Origin of the sequence: Bacteroides caecigallinarum (genome assembly GCF_016902295.1) — a bacterium.
GTDB classification, from domain to species: Bacteria; Bacteroidota; Bacteroidia; order Bacteroidales; family Bacteroidaceae; genus Phocaeicola; species Phocaeicola caecigallinarum_A.
This window is the reverse complement of record NZ_JACJLQ010000013.1, coordinates 40,957-58,987: the sequence shown is the minus strand read 5'-3', so window position 1 is coordinate 58,987 and position 18,031 is coordinate 40,957. Positions and strand designations below refer to the sequence as shown.

16 protein-coding genes and 2 pseudogenes are annotated in these 18,031 nt (G+C 49.6%); 6 read left to right on the top strand and 12 right to left on the bottom strand.

Annotated elements, in window-relative coordinates; all coding sequences use genetic code 11:
* Positions 1–38: 38 nt before the first annotated feature.
* The 8 genes and pseudogenes from H6A27_RS06190 to H6A27_RS06155 all read right to left on the bottom strand — a co-directional run bounded on the left by H6A27_RS06190 (position 39) and on the right by H6A27_RS06155 (position 5,830).
* Positions 39–407 carry a hypothetical protein gene (locus H6A27_RS06190; RefSeq protein ID WP_013616493.1) on the bottom strand — a complete coding sequence of 123 codons (369 nt, stop codon included), beginning with the start codon at positions 405–407 and terminating at the stop codon, positions 39–41.
* A gap of 31 nt (positions 408–438) precedes the next feature.
* Positions 439–711 (bottom strand): hypothetical protein, encoded by a 273-nt coding sequence (locus H6A27_RS06185; protein ID WP_013616492.1) that lies wholly within the window; start codon positions 709–711, stop codon positions 439–441.
* Between the two features lie 7 nt (positions 712–718).
* Positions 719–997 carry a hypothetical protein gene (locus H6A27_RS06180; protein ID WP_072544701.1) on the bottom strand — a complete coding sequence of 93 codons (279 nt, stop codon included), beginning with the start codon at positions 995–997 and terminating at the stop codon, positions 719–721.
* A gap of 11 nt (positions 998–1,008) precedes the next feature.
* A complete protein-coding gene (locus H6A27_RS06175; protein ID WP_013616490.1) occupies positions 1,009–1,206 on the bottom strand; it encodes a hypothetical protein in 198 nt (65 codons plus the stop codon).
* A gap of 457 nt (positions 1,207–1,663) precedes the next feature.
* On the bottom strand, positions 1,664–3,394 hold the full coding sequence (locus H6A27_RS06170; protein ID WP_087397915.1) for a ParB/RepB/Spo0J family partition protein: 1,731 nt from the start codon (positions 3,392–3,394) through the stop codon (positions 1,664–1,666).
* A gap of 463 nt (positions 3,395–3,857) precedes the next feature.
* Positions 3,858–4,040, bottom strand: a pseudogene (locus H6A27_RS06165) (hypothetical protein); the annotation flags it as partial.
* Positions 4,041–4,187: 147 nt separating this feature from the next.
* Positions 4,188–4,601: a single-stranded DNA-binding protein gene (locus tag H6A27_RS06160; RefSeq protein WP_087397919.1), complete on the bottom strand. Its 414-nt coding sequence runs from the start codon at positions 4,599–4,601 to the stop codon at positions 4,188–4,190.
* 818 nt (positions 4,602–5,419) lie between these two features.
* The gene (locus tag H6A27_RS06155; protein WP_013616486.1) at positions 5,420–5,830 is read right to left on the bottom strand and encodes a DUF4313 domain-containing protein; all 411 of its coding nucleotides are present in this window, start codon (positions 5,828–5,830) and stop codon (positions 5,420–5,422) included.
* 87 nt (positions 5,831–5,917) lie between these two features.
* Here H6A27_RS06155 and H6A27_RS06150 point away from each other — a divergent pair, with 87 nt between their 5' ends.
* From H6A27_RS06150 to H6A27_RS06145, 3 genes and pseudogenes are all read left to right on the top strand, one after another.
* Complete coding sequence (locus H6A27_RS06150) at positions 5,918–6,124, top strand: hypothetical protein (protein WP_008781605.1); 207 nt, start codon at positions 5,918–5,920, stop codon at positions 6,122–6,124.
* A 49-nt stretch (positions 6,125–6,173) separates the two neighbouring features.
* A pseudogene (locus tag H6A27_RS15130) lies at positions 6,174–6,472 on the top strand (hypothetical protein); the annotation flags it as partial.
* A 297-nt stretch (positions 6,473–6,769) separates the two neighbouring features.
* The gene (locus H6A27_RS06145; RefSeq protein WP_013616485.1) at positions 6,770–7,288 is read left to right on the top strand and encodes a GNAT family N-acetyltransferase; all 519 of its coding nucleotides are present in this window, start codon (positions 6,770–6,772) and stop codon (positions 7,286–7,288) included.
* A gap of 291 nt (positions 7,289–7,579) precedes the next feature.
* Here the strand turns inward: H6A27_RS06145 and H6A27_RS06140 are convergent, their stop codons facing one another.
* The 3 genes from H6A27_RS06140 to H6A27_RS06130 all read right to left on the bottom strand — a co-directional run bounded on the left by H6A27_RS06140 (position 7,580) and on the right by H6A27_RS06130 (position 13,855).
* A complete protein-coding gene (locus tag H6A27_RS06140; protein ID WP_204508035.1) occupies positions 7,580–12,553 on the bottom strand; it encodes an N-6 DNA methylase in 4,974 nt (1,657 codons plus the stop codon).
* A gap of 392 nt (positions 12,554–12,945) precedes the next feature.
* A complete protein-coding gene (locus H6A27_RS06135) occupies positions 12,946–13,575 on the bottom strand; it encodes a hypothetical protein (RefSeq protein WP_072544706.1) in 630 nt (209 codons plus the stop codon).
* A 55-nt stretch (positions 13,576–13,630) separates the two neighbouring features.
* Positions 13,631–13,855 carry a DUF7688 family protein gene (locus H6A27_RS06130; RefSeq protein WP_087340858.1) on the bottom strand — a complete coding sequence of 75 codons (225 nt, stop codon included), beginning with the start codon at positions 13,853–13,855 and terminating at the stop codon, positions 13,631–13,633.
* Positions 13,856–14,281: 426 nt separating this feature from the next.
* Between H6A27_RS06130 and H6A27_RS06125 the strand changes: the two genes are divergently transcribed.
* Together H6A27_RS06125 and H6A27_RS06120 are read left to right on the top strand one after the other, a co-directional pair.
* Positions 14,282–15,538: an ATP-binding protein gene (locus H6A27_RS06125; RefSeq protein ID WP_013616481.1), complete on the top strand. Its 1,257-nt coding sequence runs from the start codon at positions 14,282–14,284 to the stop codon at positions 15,536–15,538.
* Positions 15,538–16,368, top strand: a complete 831-nt coding sequence (locus H6A27_RS06120; protein ID WP_013616480.1) for a phosphoribosyltransferase family protein — start codon at positions 15,538–15,540, stop codon at positions 16,366–16,368. Before H6A27_RS06125 ends, H6A27_RS06120 begins: the two co-directional genes overlap by 1 nt.
* 3 nt (positions 16,369–16,371) lie before the next feature.
* On the opposite strand, the gene H6A27_RS06115 is transcribed toward H6A27_RS06120, so the two are convergent.
* Entirely contained in the window at positions 16,372–17,046 is a 675-nt protein-coding gene (locus H6A27_RS06115; protein WP_052306014.1) for a M23 family metallopeptidase, read from the bottom strand.
* A gap of 220 nt (positions 17,047–17,266) precedes the next feature.
* Here H6A27_RS06115 and H6A27_RS06110 point away from each other — a divergent pair, with 220 nt between their 5' ends.
* Complete coding sequence (locus H6A27_RS06110; RefSeq protein ID WP_013616478.1) at positions 17,267–18,025, top strand: DUF4099 domain-containing protein; 759 nt, start codon at positions 17,267–17,269, stop codon at positions 18,023–18,025.
* Positions 18,026–18,031 lie beyond the last annotated feature (6 nt).

Sequence of the window (18,031 nt, the reverse complement as noted above, 5' to 3'; positions counted from 1 at the left end):
TTGCCTGACCTCCGGGGTTATCCTTTTCCCCTATGTCTTTATTTGTACCATCTGAGCGACATCGCCGTCTGTTCGCAGAAACGGGCATATTCCTCCTTGTCCGTCCCGCTTTCGATGCGGCGGTCAATTAGCTCTCCCAGTTCATCGAAACAGACTTCATCACTGATGCACTCCACCCCCGTACCGTCCCGAAGATACACCTCGTAATAGTCCGAGCCGTTCAGACATATAAGCACATCGCCCTGAAATAGTCTTCCGTTCACATGGAATTTCAGACCCGGCAAATCCTTGAATATGGCAGGCGTGAATTGTCCGATACCCCAAGACATGAGGATTTCCATGCGGGTCGTTGCTATCAGTTGTTCTCTAACGGTCTGTGCGACCTGTACCACATATTTTTTGTCCATCATCTTGATTTTTGATTGATTTATACTCTTTTCATTCGAACCAATCCGGGTTGCTTTCCTTCAAGACTTCAATCAGTTCCTTGTCCGGCAGAAGAAGATTCTGCGGTTCTGTAAAGTAGAATACCTCGTCGTATAGGTCTTCCGCTTCCTTACTGGCAAAACCTTCGTTCACATCCTCGAAACTGCCCGGCTGCAAGGCGTCAAGCAGTTCGGTTGAACCAATCAACAATTCTTCTCCGTCAATTGAATCGACGATACGGCAGATGTATGTCTTGCCGTCAAATTCCAATTCTTTTGTTCTCATATTCGATTTATTTTAATGGTATATACTTTCCGTGTTCATTGAGATATTCCATGATGCACTTCGCCTCCTCATGCGATGCCCTGTTGCGGTCATCGTAACGGCGGCTGTCGTCTGCCATGACCTTGATGCACTCCCGGATAAGCCGGTAAAGGCTCTGCTGATTTGTCGGGTGCATGCCCGGGATAGCCGCAGCGAATTTTCTGGGGTCGAAACTGTAGCTGTTCACCGCCATCTCCCACTCCTTTGCGAGTCTGTACTCTTTCGATTCCTGAATATTTCTGTCCATAGTTTTGATTTTTAATAATTCTCATTACATATCCCATCAAGTTCCTTGACTATGCTTGATACACTTTCTCCTGTCAATCCTTCAATGTCATACAGCAAATCCAACAGAAAGCGATATGCCTTGTCTCCAGCTTCTGTAAATTCTCCTGTACTGTCGAATGCGTCACCGACACATCCAAGCTCTTGTAACAATTCTTCCAATGTTTTCATCTTTTTGAATTTAAGTTTTTTCTTTTCCCTCTGTTCGGCATCCTGCAACCGGAGCCGCTTCGGGTTTTACGGTGCAGGGAGAGGCCGCCGGATAAGCCATTCCCGATGTTTTTTCCTGCCAATTACTCTTGCCCCGGCAAGGAAGAATTTGCAGGAAATGCACTTCAAAACGGAGGGGACAGGCGCGGCAGCCTACATTCGCACCGTAGAAAACCTGCGGCGGTGACGGCATGGAGGCGGAAACATGGGAAGCCCCCAAACGGTATAAAGGGAATGAGCCTTGTGAGGCAAGGCTTTGGAAAAGGTCGGCAGGCGGTTAGAAAGGGATAGCAGCGGCATGGTGCCGCCGTCGCACCTTGTGGCTTTCACTAAAAAAGGCATGACCGACGCACCACATAACACAACAGTATGCAGGACGGATTTCTCCGCCCTGCTTCTGAACTGAATTATGGAAAGGTCAAGCCGCTACATCTTCGGCTTGTGGCGTTTCATCGGGTTGCGGTTCTTCCTGCTGCTCCGCTTCCTGCCTGGCCTTGTCCTGCACCATGAGGACTGCTTTCTTTTCCTCGATGCGCTGGTGGCGTTTCTCATAGACTTCATCATAACCCTTTCGGATTTCGGCAAGCGTTTCGGGCATGTGCTTCTCCGCAAATCGGAGCAAGAGGGTGGCTGCGGCATCGCTGGCCGGTGCGTCTTGGAACTCGGAAATCAAGAAGTCCCTGCGGATAACGGCTTTCGCCTTGCCATTCAGGTTTTCAATGATGCGCAACTTGTCCTTGTCGGAAAGGTAGTACACATTCTCGTCCTCAATGCCTACGGCTGCGTAATGCTCCCTGCGGAGATATGAAAGGAGGAAGTAATAAATCATCTTGTCCTCGTCAGCTCCGAACTTGGTTTCGGCGGTGTCCACCTCTAATATCCGCTTCTTGGTGTCCGCAACCGTCTTTTCAAGGGCGATTTCCTTATTGCGCTTGTCCTGCTTTTCCAGTTTCTCAAGCGGAGTAAGTTCTTTCTCCTTTGTCGATAACGTGCCGTTTGCCGTATTCGTTGCGGAGTTCTCCACATAACCGAGAAAGAGGTCTTTGTTACCGATAAGAACATAGAGCGATATTTCCCCCTCTTCACTTCGTCGTAATATGTCCTCGCATTCAGCCTTGTAATCTTCCTGCTCCTGCTCGAAGTCCCTTTGGGCTTCTTCGTATTCTTCCGTGGTCTCGTAATCTGCCGCTTCGGGTGCTTCGGGCAGTTCGGGATAGTCCTCATGGCGGCATGATAATCTCTCCACCTCGTAGCCAAGTTCCTCAAGCCGCTTGACAGTCGTGTCGTTGTAGGTGTAAAAGATAGAATAAGCAAGCGAAGCGGTAGGATGGTCTGCCAACATCTGCATGGCCTTTTCCACAAGATAGGCTGCATTCATGTCCTCAAGGCATTTCCTGTTGGCACACTTTCCGCAACTGCCCTCACAGAACAACATCATGTTGTTGGTGTTGTGCGGGCAGGACTTGCAGAGGGTCTTGTCAAAGGAATAGCGGTCAAGGTCAGTCGTATAATCACTTTCTATGCGTTTCGCCACATCTACGGCTTTCATGCCACGCCAACTGCCGTATATGACTCCCTCTTTCAGATGCCTGCCGTACACCTCACTCTGTATGTCCTCACCATATCGGCAGATTTCACTTGCCACACTGATTGTGATTTCGTCCGTTTCCAAAAGGGCTGCGATTTCGGGAATCAAAGTCGTGAATTTGAGCCGTGTGCGAATATAGTCTTCCGACTTGCCGAACTGAACAGCCAATGAATGCACATCGTGCCGTCCGCTCTCTATCAGTTTCTGATAGGCGTTTGCTTCCTCTATGGGTGTAACGTCCTTGCGCTGCAGGTTCTCCGTGACCGCCATTTCCTCGGCTACCTCGTCCGACACTTCGTATATGACTGCCGGAACGGTTTCCAGTCCTGCCATGAGCGATGCACGGTATCTGCGTTCGCCAAAGACAACCTCGAAGCGGTTTTCATCAATGGAGCGTACACCTATGGGCTGCAAGACACCCTGTTGCCGTATGCTCTCGGCAAGTTCGGCAAGGCTCGCCTCGTCAAAGGTCTTGCGAGGGTTGTAGTTACTCGGCTGAATGTCTGCCAATGCTACCGATGCGATGTTCTTCTCTACTGACTTCATGTTTGTTGCTTCCATAATTCAAAAAAATTAATTTGTTAATAACTTGTTTTTTTATTTTCCCTCTTGTCGGTTCTTTTCTGCCGAACCGCCTTTGGGGTTTTATGGATGCAGGTTCCGGCCGTCGGAACAGCTTCATACGGCGGCTTTTCTTGCCAAATTACTCTTTCACGGAAAGGAAGAATTTTGCAAGAAATGCACTTCAAGCCGACGGATCAAGCGCGACTGCCGACCTTTGCATCTGATAAAACCAATGGCCGGTGACAGCAGGAATGACCAGGAGAGGATAAAGGCCCGGCCGTATAGAAAAGGGAAACGGGTTTGCCGGAGATGGAAACGGTGTGGATGAACGCTATAAATGGGTATAAAAGAATGTGATATTTGACAAATACAAAAGGTAAATTTTCCACAAATCGTATAAAAGGATTGGCGGAACAGGCAGCATATCGGGCAACTCCGATATGCCACCTGAAGAAAATCACAGCGGCGACAGTTCCGCTGCGAATACTTCCGCCTCCGAATAGCCCGAGGCTATCAAAATGATACTGTCCTCTTCGATTTCCTCCGGGACATCCACCACCTGATACACACCGTCCGACAAACCGCCGTCCGGGTCATGCCAGAAAACCTTGCTTCCAGCCTTTATAAAATCGTAATTACTCATATCTCTATCATTTCGGGTCGTTCTTATTTCTGTCTGTGGTGTAAACTGAAACCGGCATACACCATACCGGCAGCGGGTCGATCCCCCTGACTGCCGGATACGGCATATACCATAGTCCAGTCCATACCGTCACCGGTGATGCCTTTGTCAGAACGGCAGGTCGTCCTTGTCGTCCTGCGGCATATCGGCAGGGAGTACGGGTGTGCTGTCCGTTGTGGCCGCCATGTTGTCCGGGCTGCCAGCCGAGCTGTCCTTCTTGCCTGTATTGATGAATGCGATGCTCTCCGCCGTAATGGAAAGCTGAATCTGGCTCTCCCCGTTTTTGTCCGTCCACAGGGAAGATGAGAGCGTGCCTTCAACAAGCACCAGCCGTCCTTTGGTGAGGTATTCAGCCAACCGGATGTGGTTCTCCTTGTTGCTTCTTACCTTTACCCATGTGGTGACGTTCTGTCCCTTTGCATAATCGTCAACGGCTATGTTCATGGCCATGAATGAGCCGTGGGCTCCTGCAATCACCTGGCAGTCTTTGCCGATGCGTCCGATAGTGTGTACATGTAACATAATATAAAATGTTTTGTGGCAAGGTGGTTGGTCCTGCCGTTACCTTTTTTTATTTTCCCTCTTTTCGGTTCCTTTCTGTCTGAACCGCTGTCGGGATTTTATGCTGCAACCAAAGGCTGTCGGCAAAGCCGCACACGTCGTTTTTTTTGCCAATTACTCTTGTCAGCCCCGGCTGTCAAGGAAGAATTTGCAAGAAATGCACTTCAAAACGTAAGGGACAGGCGCGACGGCCTATATTTGCAGCGGTAAAACCAGACCGGTGACTGCCAGAAAGCATCCGGAGAAAGCATAAAGTCGCACCGATTATAACTGTACGGACGGCCCTGCCGGGGATAAAAGCAGAGGGAAAGGGTGATATAACGGGAGAAACGGCTTGGGCGGGTAGAGAGCAGTGGTCTGCCGGGCAAACAGAAAGGGGACTCTTTCCGCCTTGAGATCTGCCGGAATATATGGAGGCCGGCGCAAAGCGGGATGTGTCACCGTTTGCCCATGACACTGACGGCCCGGAAAGAAAAGATACGGATTAAAGGCGGAATGTGCCAGAGCAAGATCCGGCAGGAAGCCTTGCATAGCGGAATACCGTGTTGTTTCGACATCCGTCGAAGCTCCGGCATGGAGCGGCATGAAGCGGACTGCCGTTGCTCCGGCACAGCCTTCCGTACCTTGGATTGCAGAGCGGACTGTGGCACAGACCTCCTACCTTGCTTCATGGGCGGGAAAAGCCGGGTAGAAAAGGGATGAAATGCCGGGACGGTATGCCATAAAAAGGGAATTGCCGGCAATGAAGGCAGCCCAATATGACTGCCCTCCCCTGCCTGTCAGCCGACGAAGTTGAAATGCCTGTCGCAAAATTCTTTCTGACGCATGAAGCGCTCGCTCCGGTAGAAGTCCACTTCGGGATACATGCAATGGCCGGAAGCGGCGTATCTGCCAGTCGGTACACCTAACTCATAAAGCACGAGCCAGTCCAGCACCGCTTCTCCGTTGTTGTTCGTGTCGATGAACTGGCAGCCGGCATTACGCTCCACGCCCGGAAGATTGACGGTTATGACTGCTTCCGGCTCGAAACCGTTGCTGTCTTCTTTATATTCAAGCAATTCCAGACAGATTGGGCTGCCCAGTCCGTGCTGGTAGTAGGTAACAAACGGGAAGACCCATTTTTCATCCTTACGCAGAAGTTTTAACGTCAAACCGTCAACGACCACTTTTTTCTCACTGTTTTTTTCCATACTTCAAATTTTTAATTTCGTTTTTTTATTTTCCCTGCGTTCGGTCCTTAAAGACCTTCGCCGGATTTATTTTTCCGCACCACGAAAGTGATAACGGCAACCGGACAAATCTGGCGACAGAAATACGCTTCTCCCCGAGAAGGAAGATTTCCGTCGGCCACCGCAGGCCGTGAGGATTTGCAAGGTGCAGCTGTTATCCGTTACTTTCGCGGAACAATAAGCCGGAAGGTCAGGACGGACTGCAAGGACAAAGATATAAAAGGATTGAAAGACAGATATAAAGGGAGACGATAAAAAGGCTCTCAAACCTATACATTCAAGAAATATCATAAAATTTCTAATCATTGATAATGTCAATGCAAAATTGCGTCAGGAAGTTGCCAAGCGTGATAAAGAAATTGATGAATTAAAAGTTAAGATGCAACAAATGCAGAAACAGCACGGAAAACAGATACGCGATCTTTAAGAATACACAGTCAAGAGCTTGAAGCCAAAGACAGGGAAATTTCCTGGCTGAACTCTCTTTATTTGAAAAAACGCATAAATGGTTTTCTCATGTTCAAAGAACAGTTTGATAAATTACGGCATAGTTTACGAAGACCGACAGAAGAGCCAAGCAAAAGTAGAGAATTTAAGTTATAAATCCGTTCTATATAATACTCAAACATCAATATAATAACTAATTTTGTATTCGGATAGAGGTAACTCTTCCCAAGACATAAGAAAAAAGAAGCGTTATGCTCATCTTGTAATTTGTGAACGTAGGAATTTCAGAAACTGATGCAAGAATAGAATAGTGACTATTACGCACATAGCGTGGGTTATTATTGTCACATTTGTATCAAAGGTTTCCTACAAACTAAGTGTTGCGTTGCAGTCCACGCTTCTGCATTTAATAATCCGCTCTGTTGGGCTGAGGAGCGAGATAAACAATAGAATATGAGCAACGAGATTCTTTTGCGATTAAGAAAATTCCATCCTGATGATGCAAATATTATTGCCGGATGGCTGAAAAGCGAGTATCAAATGCGTCAATGGTGTGCCGACAGGTATTCGCGTTATCCTGTCACAGCAGATGATATTAACTCACATCATGACAAATACATAGACGGACATTCATCAATTGCTCTTACTATGGTTGATGCTGCGGAAGTCATTGGTTATATAACACTCAGAAAGCCAACCCCTGAAAATTCAGAATGGCGACTTGGATTCGTAATAGTTGATGATGAAAAGCGAGGTCTCGGTCTGGGCAAAAAGCTTGTCGGTATGGCTATTGATTATGCCCACAAAGAATTAGGCGCAACTAAAGTAACGCTTGGTGTATTTGAAAATAATCCATCTGCAATACATTGTTATGAAGCCGCAGGGCTCAAGCAAGTTCAAAGAGAAGAGACAGAAAGCTACACTTGCCTCGGTGAGATTTGGAATTGCATAGAAATGGAGTTAATCATATGATGGATTCAAAAACAGTATATTACCATGTGCCCGCCATACGCAGAGGATGGTTTTAAGAATCGGTGGAAATAATAAAACACTCAACTTAACATTCTTGGATGTAAAACAGGGTGATTCTCTTGCAATTTGATGATTTTCAGTGCTTATTACAGATAAAAAGGGAAAAGGAGGATAAAAAAGGCAGATGCCGGCCTATAAAGGCAGGGCGGGCCGCACAGGGCATACCATACAGAAAAACCTGCCCGGCCATCACGACCGGACAGGGAGTAAAGGTTAAAATATGAATTACGGTCAGGCAGCTTTGTCGATGTCCTCCTGTGCCGGATGCGGTTTCTGTTCCGCTTCCTTGAGGGCTTCGTCTATCCGCCGCTGCAAGTCCCTGCATTCCTGCCGGAGCCTTGCCAGTTCGTCCGACTTGCTCCACTTGCGGCTGACGATTTCCTGCAAGGTGGGAAGCTCGCTTTGCAGTTTTTCGATTTTCTTGCGCTGATTGTCGATGATGCCCGGCAGTTTGTCTAATGTGGTTTTGGGATATTGCGCCGACTCGACAAACCCCAGCGGCAACGCACCCGACACGCCGCAACGGTATTTCAATCCGCTTCTGCCCTCGACATAGAACGTGTTGCGGTCGAATGTCCCGGAAAAGTCGTATTCGCTGCGTACCAGCAGGTTCATCCCCATATAGCTGCCAATGGTGGCGTATGCCTCGCTGCGGTATGTTTTCGCCATGCGGTGCAGTTCACGCCCGGTTTCTTCTGCCGTGGCTTGCGGCAGGTTCAACAGCAGGGTCGTCCGCTCTCCGGTGTAAGCCGTGATGTATTTCCTATCGGCATTGACCTGGGCGATGAACCGTTCCGCCTTTTCGATGTCCTGCCTGTTGGCGGAAATCTTGTGCTCGGCACGGATGCGCTCTTTCTTGAAAATCGCCTGTTCCTTTTCCAACTGCATAATCCTGTTGTCGAGTTTCGCCTTGTTCAACAGGTCGGTATTCCCGGAAAGGATGGCCACGAACTCTGCGAAGTTCATGCCGTTGTCCTCGTCTATGCTGTCCTCGTCAATGCGGCGCACGGCAATCGTGCCGTTGTTAATCTGATTGATGAACATCTGTTTGTTACGCAAGAGGTTGAACTTGTAGGCATCCAACGTCTTCTCCGTGCCGTAGATGACTATATCCACCACATTGCCGCCCCAGAGCTTGACGGTGTTTCCCTTGCGTACCGCCCTGCCGTTGCGCTGTTCCAAGTCAGCAGGCCTCCAGGGAACCTCAAGATGATGCACCGCTACCGCCCGTTGCTGGGCGTTCACACCTGTGCCGAGCATGGAAGTCGAGCCGAACAGCACACGCACCCTGCCGCTGTTCATGTCCGCAAAGAGCTTCTTTCTCGCCCTCTCGGTCTGGGCGCACTGGATAAACTGTATCTCGTCCGCCGGAATACCGAGCCGCACCAGTTTGTCCTTGATGTCGGTGTAGATGTTCCACTCATTCGGCTTGTAGGTGGAAAGGTCGCTGAATATGAACTGCGTACCACGGTTGGCATTGGAACGCACATAATAGTCATATACCGTCCTTGCACAGACAGAAGCCTTGTTGTCCGCATCGTCATGGAACTTGTCTCCGAGCAGTCTCATGTCGAGAGCCATCTTGCGTGCCACATTGGTAGCAACGAGCATCTTCGCTTTGTCGAGGTTGTCCGGTTCGGGGATGTCAAGTCCCAAATCCTCCCATTGTCCGCTATGCGCAAAGGAGACCAGCCGCCCAATCATTTCCTCCTGCTCGATGGTCGGGGCGTATGACAGGAAACGCACATTCTTTTGCGGCACATCGAGGTTAATCATGTCGGCGGTGCGGAAGTCGGTAATCTCACGCAGGAACATCGCCAGTTCCGGTACCTTGATATAGGTACGGAAACGCTCTTTGCGCTTGATTGAGCCTGTCACGTTCAGCTCGTAATCAGCGGTTTTCTTCGTGAATATCGCCGCCCACGCATCAAAACAACTGATGGACTGCCGTCTCAACTCATGAGGACGCAGGTACTTGAACATCACATACAGCTCGGTAAGCGCATTGACGACCACCGTGCCGGAGAGGAATGTCGCACCGAGGTCATGGCCTGTACGGTGCTGTATGTCACGGATGGCAAAAAGCAAATTCATCGCCCTTTGCGAGCCTTTGGTGTTGCCGATGCCCGCTACCCTCGTGTGCCGTGTCTGAAACATGAGGTTCTTGAACATGTGCGATTCGTCCACAAAAATATGGTCTATGCCCATTGAATGGAAATCCACGGTATCATCTTTCCGCTCATTGATTTTCATCCGCAATTCGGCGAGTTTCGCTTTCAGATTCTCCTGCCGCTTCTCCAGTCCTTTCTGCATCTGCCTGCTGCGGTAGCGCATGGTGGAGTTCTCCAATACCTCAAGGCTGCGCTCCACATCGGCAAGTTCTTCGGAGAAAATCTCCATCATGGTTATTTCCGACTGCGGTATCTTTGCGAACTGGTCGTGTGTCAGGATGATGCAGTCCCAGTTATTGTTTTTGATTTTAGCAAACACCTCTTTCCGGTTGGCAGGCGTGAAGTCCTCCTTGCCCGGATAGAGTAGTTTGGCAGACGGATAAGCCTTGCGGAACGTGTCGGCTATCTCGTGCACGTTGGCTTTCAATCCGACAATAAGCGGCTTCCTAATTAGTCCGAGACGCTTCATTTCGTAAGCCGCCACGCACATTATCATCGTCTTGCCCGTGCCCACCTCGTGCCAGCAGATACCGCCGCCATTCTGCTTAATCATCCAGATAGCATCTTTCTGCGAGGGATAAAGCTCCTTGTAGGCGAAGTGCTCGAATGAAAGCCCCGGAAAGGTCTGCGCCGAACCGTCATAGTGCGGCCTTACAAAACAGTTGAAACGCTCGTTATAGACCCTTACCAGTTCGTCCCGGACTTCCAACGGTTGCCTGTCGAGCCATTCGTTGAACCGCTCCCTAATCTCCTGTATCTTGGTGGCGGCTTCCTGTATGGCTTCCTCGTCCGGCACACGCACCTTGTCGCCGTTGCGATCAATCTCTTTCGTTATCTCCGGCACGGTATCGTGCAAGGCATGGACGAACAGGTCTTCACCGTTGTAATTCCGCACGGAATAGGTGTTGTACGCCGCCGGAGAATAGCCTTTCAGCCTCACAAGGTAGGTGTCGTTCACATCGAAATACATCACCTCGGCTTCCACGCCGAACAGCTCCGCCGCAAAATCGGCGTATATCTTTGTGTCAATCCACCGCTCGCCCATGTTGATGTCAAGCTCCTCGTAAGGTATCGTTTCGGGTATGGCTTCCTCCAACGCCCTCACGGATGCCTCCGTCCATTCCTTTTCGGTGTTGCATAAAGAGGGAATATATGAAGCCATTTCCTTGTGCTTGGCTACGACATTCCCGGCAAGAAACTTTCCTTTATGCTCCCAACATCCGGCAACGGGATTGTAGAAAATCTCCCCTTTGAGAGCTTCCATGACTTCTTCCCAATCCGTGCCTGTGGACTGCATAATGTAGCCCATATCCACCCTGCCGTAGAAATTGAGGCTGCTTGCCAATGCCTCGAACGGTGCCAGTCTTACACCTGTGTCTATCTTTTTGAAAGCCACAGGCTCACGCATGATGTCTGACTTGAAGATGTTGTCGCCGACCTGCATTTCAATGGTATAGACCTCCATGCCCAGACTGTCCTGCATGATGAAATCCCTGTTGTCGTTCTCGTGGAAATATCCCCACTTGGTGACAAAGGCATCATACAGGGTGTTCAGCCTTTCACGCAAAGCCGCCTGTTCCTTTTCTTGCTCCCTCTCTTTCGTTGAAAGTTCGAAATACGCCTCACGGAGCGGCAAGTAGTCCGCTGCCCTCTCCACATTGACCTTGCCTTCGTCCAACGGCACGAAATCCACCGCCGTTTCCTCGTAGTGGCTTGACCTGCGGAACCGGAGCGTTCCTACCTGTCCCTCGAACAGCACTATCGCCCCCTCTTTCATCCATCCGGGCATATCCCCGGTGTATGCCCTCCTGCCTTTGTCCGGCACGGCGGCAACCGCCCCACCGAAAAGCGACATCTGTACAGGCGCATCGTCCTGTCCGATGAAAAGGCTCTTGTGGAAATATCTGTCAAAGTCATATTTAACCAAAGCGGAAAGGTATTGTGCCATTGCCGTATCAGAGCCGAGCCAGTGATGTTTGCGTACATATTTGCCGTATTGGTTCTTCACGATGCGGCTGTCTGTTGCCAGCACGGTTTTCGGCATGGAAAACAGTTTGTTGGCATATTCCGTCATCGCACCGTCCGCATTTACATTTTCCTTTGTGACTTGCAGGAAATATTTCTCCCGGAGCGAGAGGGATGCCTTGTGCATGTGCTTCTGGAATATGAGCAGGTCGCTGCCCACCTCGATACCGCTCGTCTGCATGAAAAGCGTGTCGGGAAGCCTTACCGCACTGATAAGGTCGGCATGGCTGACAAGGTATTCTCTCACGAATTTGTTGCCCGGCGTGTCGGCTACGCCCCTTGAAGTGACGAAAGCCAGCAGTCCGCCCTCGTTAAGCAGTTCCATCGCCTTGACGAAAAAGTAGTTGTGTATGGTCTTGGTGGCCTGTTCGTAAATACCGCCTTTCTTCCAAAATTCCGTATCGAACACACGGAAATTGCCGAATGGAATGTTGGATGCAATGACATCGAATTTCCGATGCTCCAGCTCCTGCCTGTCTATTGCTTCAAACCCTCCTGTCACGGTGGTTGCTTCATCATGCAAAAGAGAAAGCACAAGCCCGGTAATTATGTCCTTTTCAATGGCGTAGCTGTGTGTGCCGCCCATAGCCACAGGCAGGAAACCTCCGATGCCTGCGCTCGGTTCGAGGAAGCTGCGCATCTGCAGTCCGTTCTCCCTGAATGTGGTGTGTATCTGACCTGCGACGGCTTCAATGAGGAAATCCGGCGTATAGAACGCAGTCAGCACGGAAGCCTTTATACTGTTCATCAGCAGGTCGTAATCCCCCTCGCTCCCTCCTGCAAGAGTTCTCAAAACCTCCTGCAAGCGGTTTGTCTGCTCCGCCAGTTCTTCGGGCATGGGGATTTGCGTTCCGATAGTCAGCACTTCCTTGACACCTCCAAAGCCCGAATACTGCGCCAATACCTGTTTCTCTTCCTGTGTGGCTTTCCTGCGTTGTTTGTGGACAGTCACCGCTGTTTCTATGGCGGCCACATTTGCCGCCAGTGATTTCAATCTGTTGTAACTCATAGCTTAACCTTTTATTTTTCTTCCCTCTGTTCGGCCTGTTTGCGGCCGCCGGGAATTATTTTTCTGCTCCGAAAAGTCGGCAGGAACACCCGGCCAAGGCTGGACGGGAAAATACGCTCGACAGCGGAGAGGAAGATTTTCCCGGCTCACCCCTGCGGCGGCTTGCCGGCATTGGCAAAGGCTGGGACTGTCGGTTACTTTTGCAGCAAAATAGTTCCCCAGGAGGTCGCACGGCTGAATGGGGCGGAAACGCCGGAATAGAAAAGGGAGGATGCCCGGCAGGTAGAAAAGGGAATGGAAAAGTATAAAGGCCATTGCTGTCGGCAGACCGGAAAGATAAAAAGCCGTACCGGGCCATTCTGCCCGACACGGCTTAGCTTTGTTCCGACGGATTAGTCGATGTCGTACCCAATCATGAACTTGTCATTGATAAGCAAATAGTAATAACCGTTTCCACAATCCCGGTATTCCTTGCTGAAGCCAGCCTTCATGCCTCCCTCACCATCCGGTTCGCACCAAAGCGTACCGTCATAACCGCAAAAATCAAAACGACTGGTAGAGAAAGTTTTGCCATCTTTCAATGCCTTTCTGAAAAGGGCCATGCTCGTGCTGCCGCAATACTTTTCAATTCTTGCCAGACTGATGCACATTCCGTCAATTACTGTTCCTGTCGTAATATGGTTCTCATACAGGGACTTTTCCGGGTCGGCTGCGGCAATTTTCCGGAGCCAGTTGTTGGTATGTGTGGCAAGGCGTGCGAGCCGCTGGTATTTAAGGAGTAGTTTCCTGTTCCTGTCCTTTTCATTATCCTGTGAGGGGGCGTAGATTTTTTCGATGTTGTCCCAGTCTGTAAAGATGTAGCCACGCTTGCGCTTTCCCTTGGCAATGATACCGATGGCATTTTCACCACCCCGGTTGATAAATAATTTCCTACGCTCCCCGTAAATCCTGATATACAAAAACGATGGGTTCTGTTCGTTACGGAGATAGGCTTCTGCCGGATGAATATTAGTCAATTCCATATTTATAAAGTTATTTGTTTATGATTTAATGGTCATTCGTTATTAAAAACATGGGTCAGAATTTGGGGATGTAGCCAGACTTCAATAGTTCTCCATCCCTGTAAAGTTCGATACGTCCGGGTTTGAAGCCCATCTCACCGAGTGCTATATACCGGATATAGTCCCGGTATTCCTTGCCCGAAAAGTTCTTCCCGCACAGATTGTTGAAAATCATAGGGATTGCGTGTTCGCTGCAACTTGCCAGCACCGTGCAGCCGTTCTGCCTGATTTCTTCCGTCATAATCTTTCAATTTTAATGTTCAACATCAGTTTGTTTCTTTCCCTCTGCTCGCCCTATGTGCGACCGTCGGGGTTATTTTTCTGCATCGGAAAGGCGGCAAGAAGCAACCGGACAAGGCCCGGACGGGAAAATACGCTCGACAACGGAGAGGAAGATTTTCACGCCCCAGCGGTATGCCGGCATTGGCAGGATTGTGACGGCCGGATACTTTCGCAGCAAAATAAGTCCCTGAAGGTTGCAGGGCTGAATGGGTGCAACACGTGGTAAAAGAGTATAATTAGGCAAGAAGCTTTCTCAAAAAAATATTCTAACCAAAAAATGTGTCATCAATGACAGTTTTTCCGATTAGGATTTTGCCGTGCGAATGAAAACAGTTATTTTTGTAGTCGAAAAACCGGTCATAAACTGACATAAAATTCGATTAGCATGGCACATATAGAAAGGAATAAATATTTGGATGAACTTGTTTCCCTGCGACATAACGGTATGATCAAGGTCATAACGGGTATGCGCAGATGCGGCAAGTCCTATCTTCTTTTTGAGATATTCGCTTCATGGCTTGAAAATGAGGGCATTGCTTCAGACCATATCATAAAAGTGGATCTGGAAGACTATAAGAATCGGGAAATGAGAAATCCCGATAATCTGTACGCATACATGGAAAGCCGCATTGCGGATGACGCCATGTATTATCTTCTGCTTGACGAGGTACAGATGCTCGATAAGTTTGAGGATGTCCTGAATGGCTTTTTAAGGATGCGGAATGTAGATGTGTATGTAACAGGCAGTAATGCAAAGTTTCTCTCCAAGGATATAGCCACAGAGTTCAGGGGGCGTGGTTTTGAAGTGAAAATGTACCCTTTGAGTTTCGGTGAATACATGTCTGTTTATCCGGGCAGTATCCAGGCCGGCTTCAATGAATATATGCTATATGGCGGTCTTCCGCAGATATTGTCATATAATACGGAAGAACAGAAAGCGAAATTCCTGAAATCCTTGTTCGACGAGACCTATATCAAAGACATCAAAGACCGCTATGAGATACGCAAGGACGATGACCTGGAGGAACTTATCAACATCATGGCTTCCGGTATCGGAGCGTTGACAAACCCGAACAAACTGGCGAACACTTTCCGGAGCGAGAAGAAGTCAAGCATCTCTTATGATACGGTCAAAGAATATATCGATTACCTGATCGATTCGTTTTTGGTTGAAAAGTCCACCCGCTATGACATCAAAGGAAAGCGATATATCAACTCCCCTTACAAATATTACTTCATGGATTTGGGATTGCGCAACGCCCGCATCAATTTCCGTCAATCAGAAAGGAGTCATCTGATGGAGAATATGGTTTACAATGAATTACGGATACGTGGGTTCAATGTGGATGTAGGTACCGTTCCGGTTGTTGTGACTGATGAAAACGGCAGGCAGCAGCGTTCCAGCCTTGAAGTCGATTTCGTCTGCAACTTGGGAAGCAGGCGGTACTACATACAGTCGGCTTACCGAATGGAGTCTGATGAGAAGATAAAACAGGAACGGGCATCCCTACTGAAAGTGGACGATTCGTTCAAGAAAATTATTGTCATCGGTGAAGAAAGTCCTGTAACAAGAGATGAAGTAGGTATTACAACCATCAGTATTTATGATTTCCTGCTGAAGGACAATTCACTTGAATTGTAATGGAACCGAGGCTGCTCTTCCTGATACTGGTCGGCATAGCGATAGGCTTGTCCTGTCTGGCCGGGTACTGGCGGAAGAAAGCCGGGGAAGCCGCTTTTGCCGCTGCCCTGCTCGCCGATAAAGCCGAGGACCGTGACCGCCACTGCCGTCTGGCTGTGATGGCCGGACACAGGGATGCCTGCCGTATGTTCTGCTTCGCCCATCCCGATTTTTACGAGGACAGGCATCCGCTCAAGCCTTTCCGTTTCCGTGGCATAAGCGTGACGTTCTACGGCCATTATTATCCGTCACGCTACAAAAGGCTGCTTGACGAAGAACAGCGTGGGTTCTGCCGTACTCTCTATGCCTTCAAAGAGGGAGAGAACCACGGCATCGACTTCTTCAAGGCTTGTATGGCCGCCCTGCCGGTGGACACCGCTTCCTGTCATGTCATGTTCATGCCATGCAGCAACTGGATAAAATACGGCCAGCGGTTCAAGCGGCTCGACTGGTACATCACGACCCACCGGAAGGAACTCACCTCCGGACTGTATGATGTCGATGTACACAGTGAACGCGAGAGCCTGCACGAGTGCAAGGGCAGCGAACGCATCCTTGAAAGAAACTACAATATTACAGGCGACATCAAGGGAAAAAGAATCATCATCGTGGACGATGTGTTCACGAGCGGCCAGAGCCTTACCGACTACAAGGAAGAGATAGAGCGGTGCGGCGGCGAAGTGGTGGCCGCCATCTTCTACGGAAAGACCGTTACGGTTCCGCCGCTGTTCCTGATAAAGGCCCATGTATGGGGCGGACATATCGTCCGCGCCATCACGCACGAGCCATAGGTCTTATGACATTTCTGCCAATGCCGCCAGGCATTTCTCCCGTGTGGTTTTGATGTAATTGAAAATCTTAGCCGGATTCACACTCTTCCCGTTGCGCCTGCAAGTGATGTGCAGATGCTCGCCGGTGCTGCGTCCCGTGTTTCCCGTAATGCCGACCGCATCCCTCGGACGGACAACAGCCCCTTTGCCGACCAGTATCCGCGAGAGATGGCAGTAGCTGACGGTGAACTCACCGTGCCGCAACACCACATATTTTCCCGAAGCCCTGTCCTGTCCGACCTTGATCACCGTGCCCTCCATCATGGCCAGCACCTTGTCACCCCGCGCGTGCAGGTCTATGCCGTTGTGGAACTTCCTCTTTCCGGTAAATGGATCCGTCCGGTACCCGTATGGCGAATTGACCTTCATCTTACGGAGCGGATAGCACACGCTCAGATAGCGTTGCACCCATTTCTCCTTTCCGGCTTCGCCTGACGATGCCGGTGCGCTTTTTTCCTCAGACAGGCATCCTTCCATAAAAGCCTTTCCCTGCCGGTTCCCCATATCGTCGTCTTTCAGCGATACAGATTCCGATACACCTGTCGTCCTACCGGGCATGACCGTATTGAACTGTGCAAAAAGCGGTGTCGTGGTCATAATGACACCGGCAGCCAGCATCATCCATTTTTTTGTTTTCATGCTGCAAAGGTAACAAGGCGTATCCACCCTGTGCAAATATCCTAATCCATTTCTTATCAGAATATGATTATTTAACTGTTTAGAATATGATTTTTAAGCCGAAATCATATTCTAATCATAAAAATAGTATATTTCAACTACTTATTATTCCATATATTTGCCTGTCACAATAAATTCAATCTATCTTTGCAAAGTATGATTTAGAATTTGATTTTATAATATGAAGCAAGTACGATTTGATTTGACGGAACTGCCGTTTGGAACACTGTCCAAATTCGGGCTTACACAAGAAATGATAGAGGATCTCCCCATGTATGTCCTTGAGGACATTTGCCAAGGAAAGCATTCGCCTGTGCTTCCTGTCCGGGTGACCGGTGAGAACGGTGAGACTTTTGAAAGTCGCACACGCATCGCCTTTATCCGCAGGGACGACGGTCAGGCGGACGTGGTATTCTATCCGGTGCTGAAATCCTCCCCGCTGGAGAAATACAGCGAGGCGCAACAGAAACAGCTACTCGACGGCAAGGCTGTCATCGTTGACGTGGAGACCTCCGACGGACGCCACAGCAAGGCATTCGTGCAGATAGACCCGGAGACGAAGCAGGTGCTTTCCGTGCCTACCCCCATCATCGGGCGCAATCTGCAGGTGGCCGCAGAGGAACTTCACCTCGGCACGGCAGAGGTCAACAGCCTGCAACACGGAGAACCGCTGACCATTGTCGTTGATGACGAGCCTGTCACCGTGGGCATCGACCTCAATACAAGGACGGGTATCCGCTTCTGCCACGGCGATGGAGAGAAATGGCGCGAGCAGACCAGACGGGAATGGGATAAATACACCTTCGGCTGCTACGGGTGCTGGGTCATGGACGATGACGGCAACCTCAATTATGTCTCCGAAGACGACTATACTGAAGAAATGTGGAACGAACAGAAGAAAAGCGCCGAGCGCAACCGTGCCGCAGCCCTTCACAAATAACCCTTA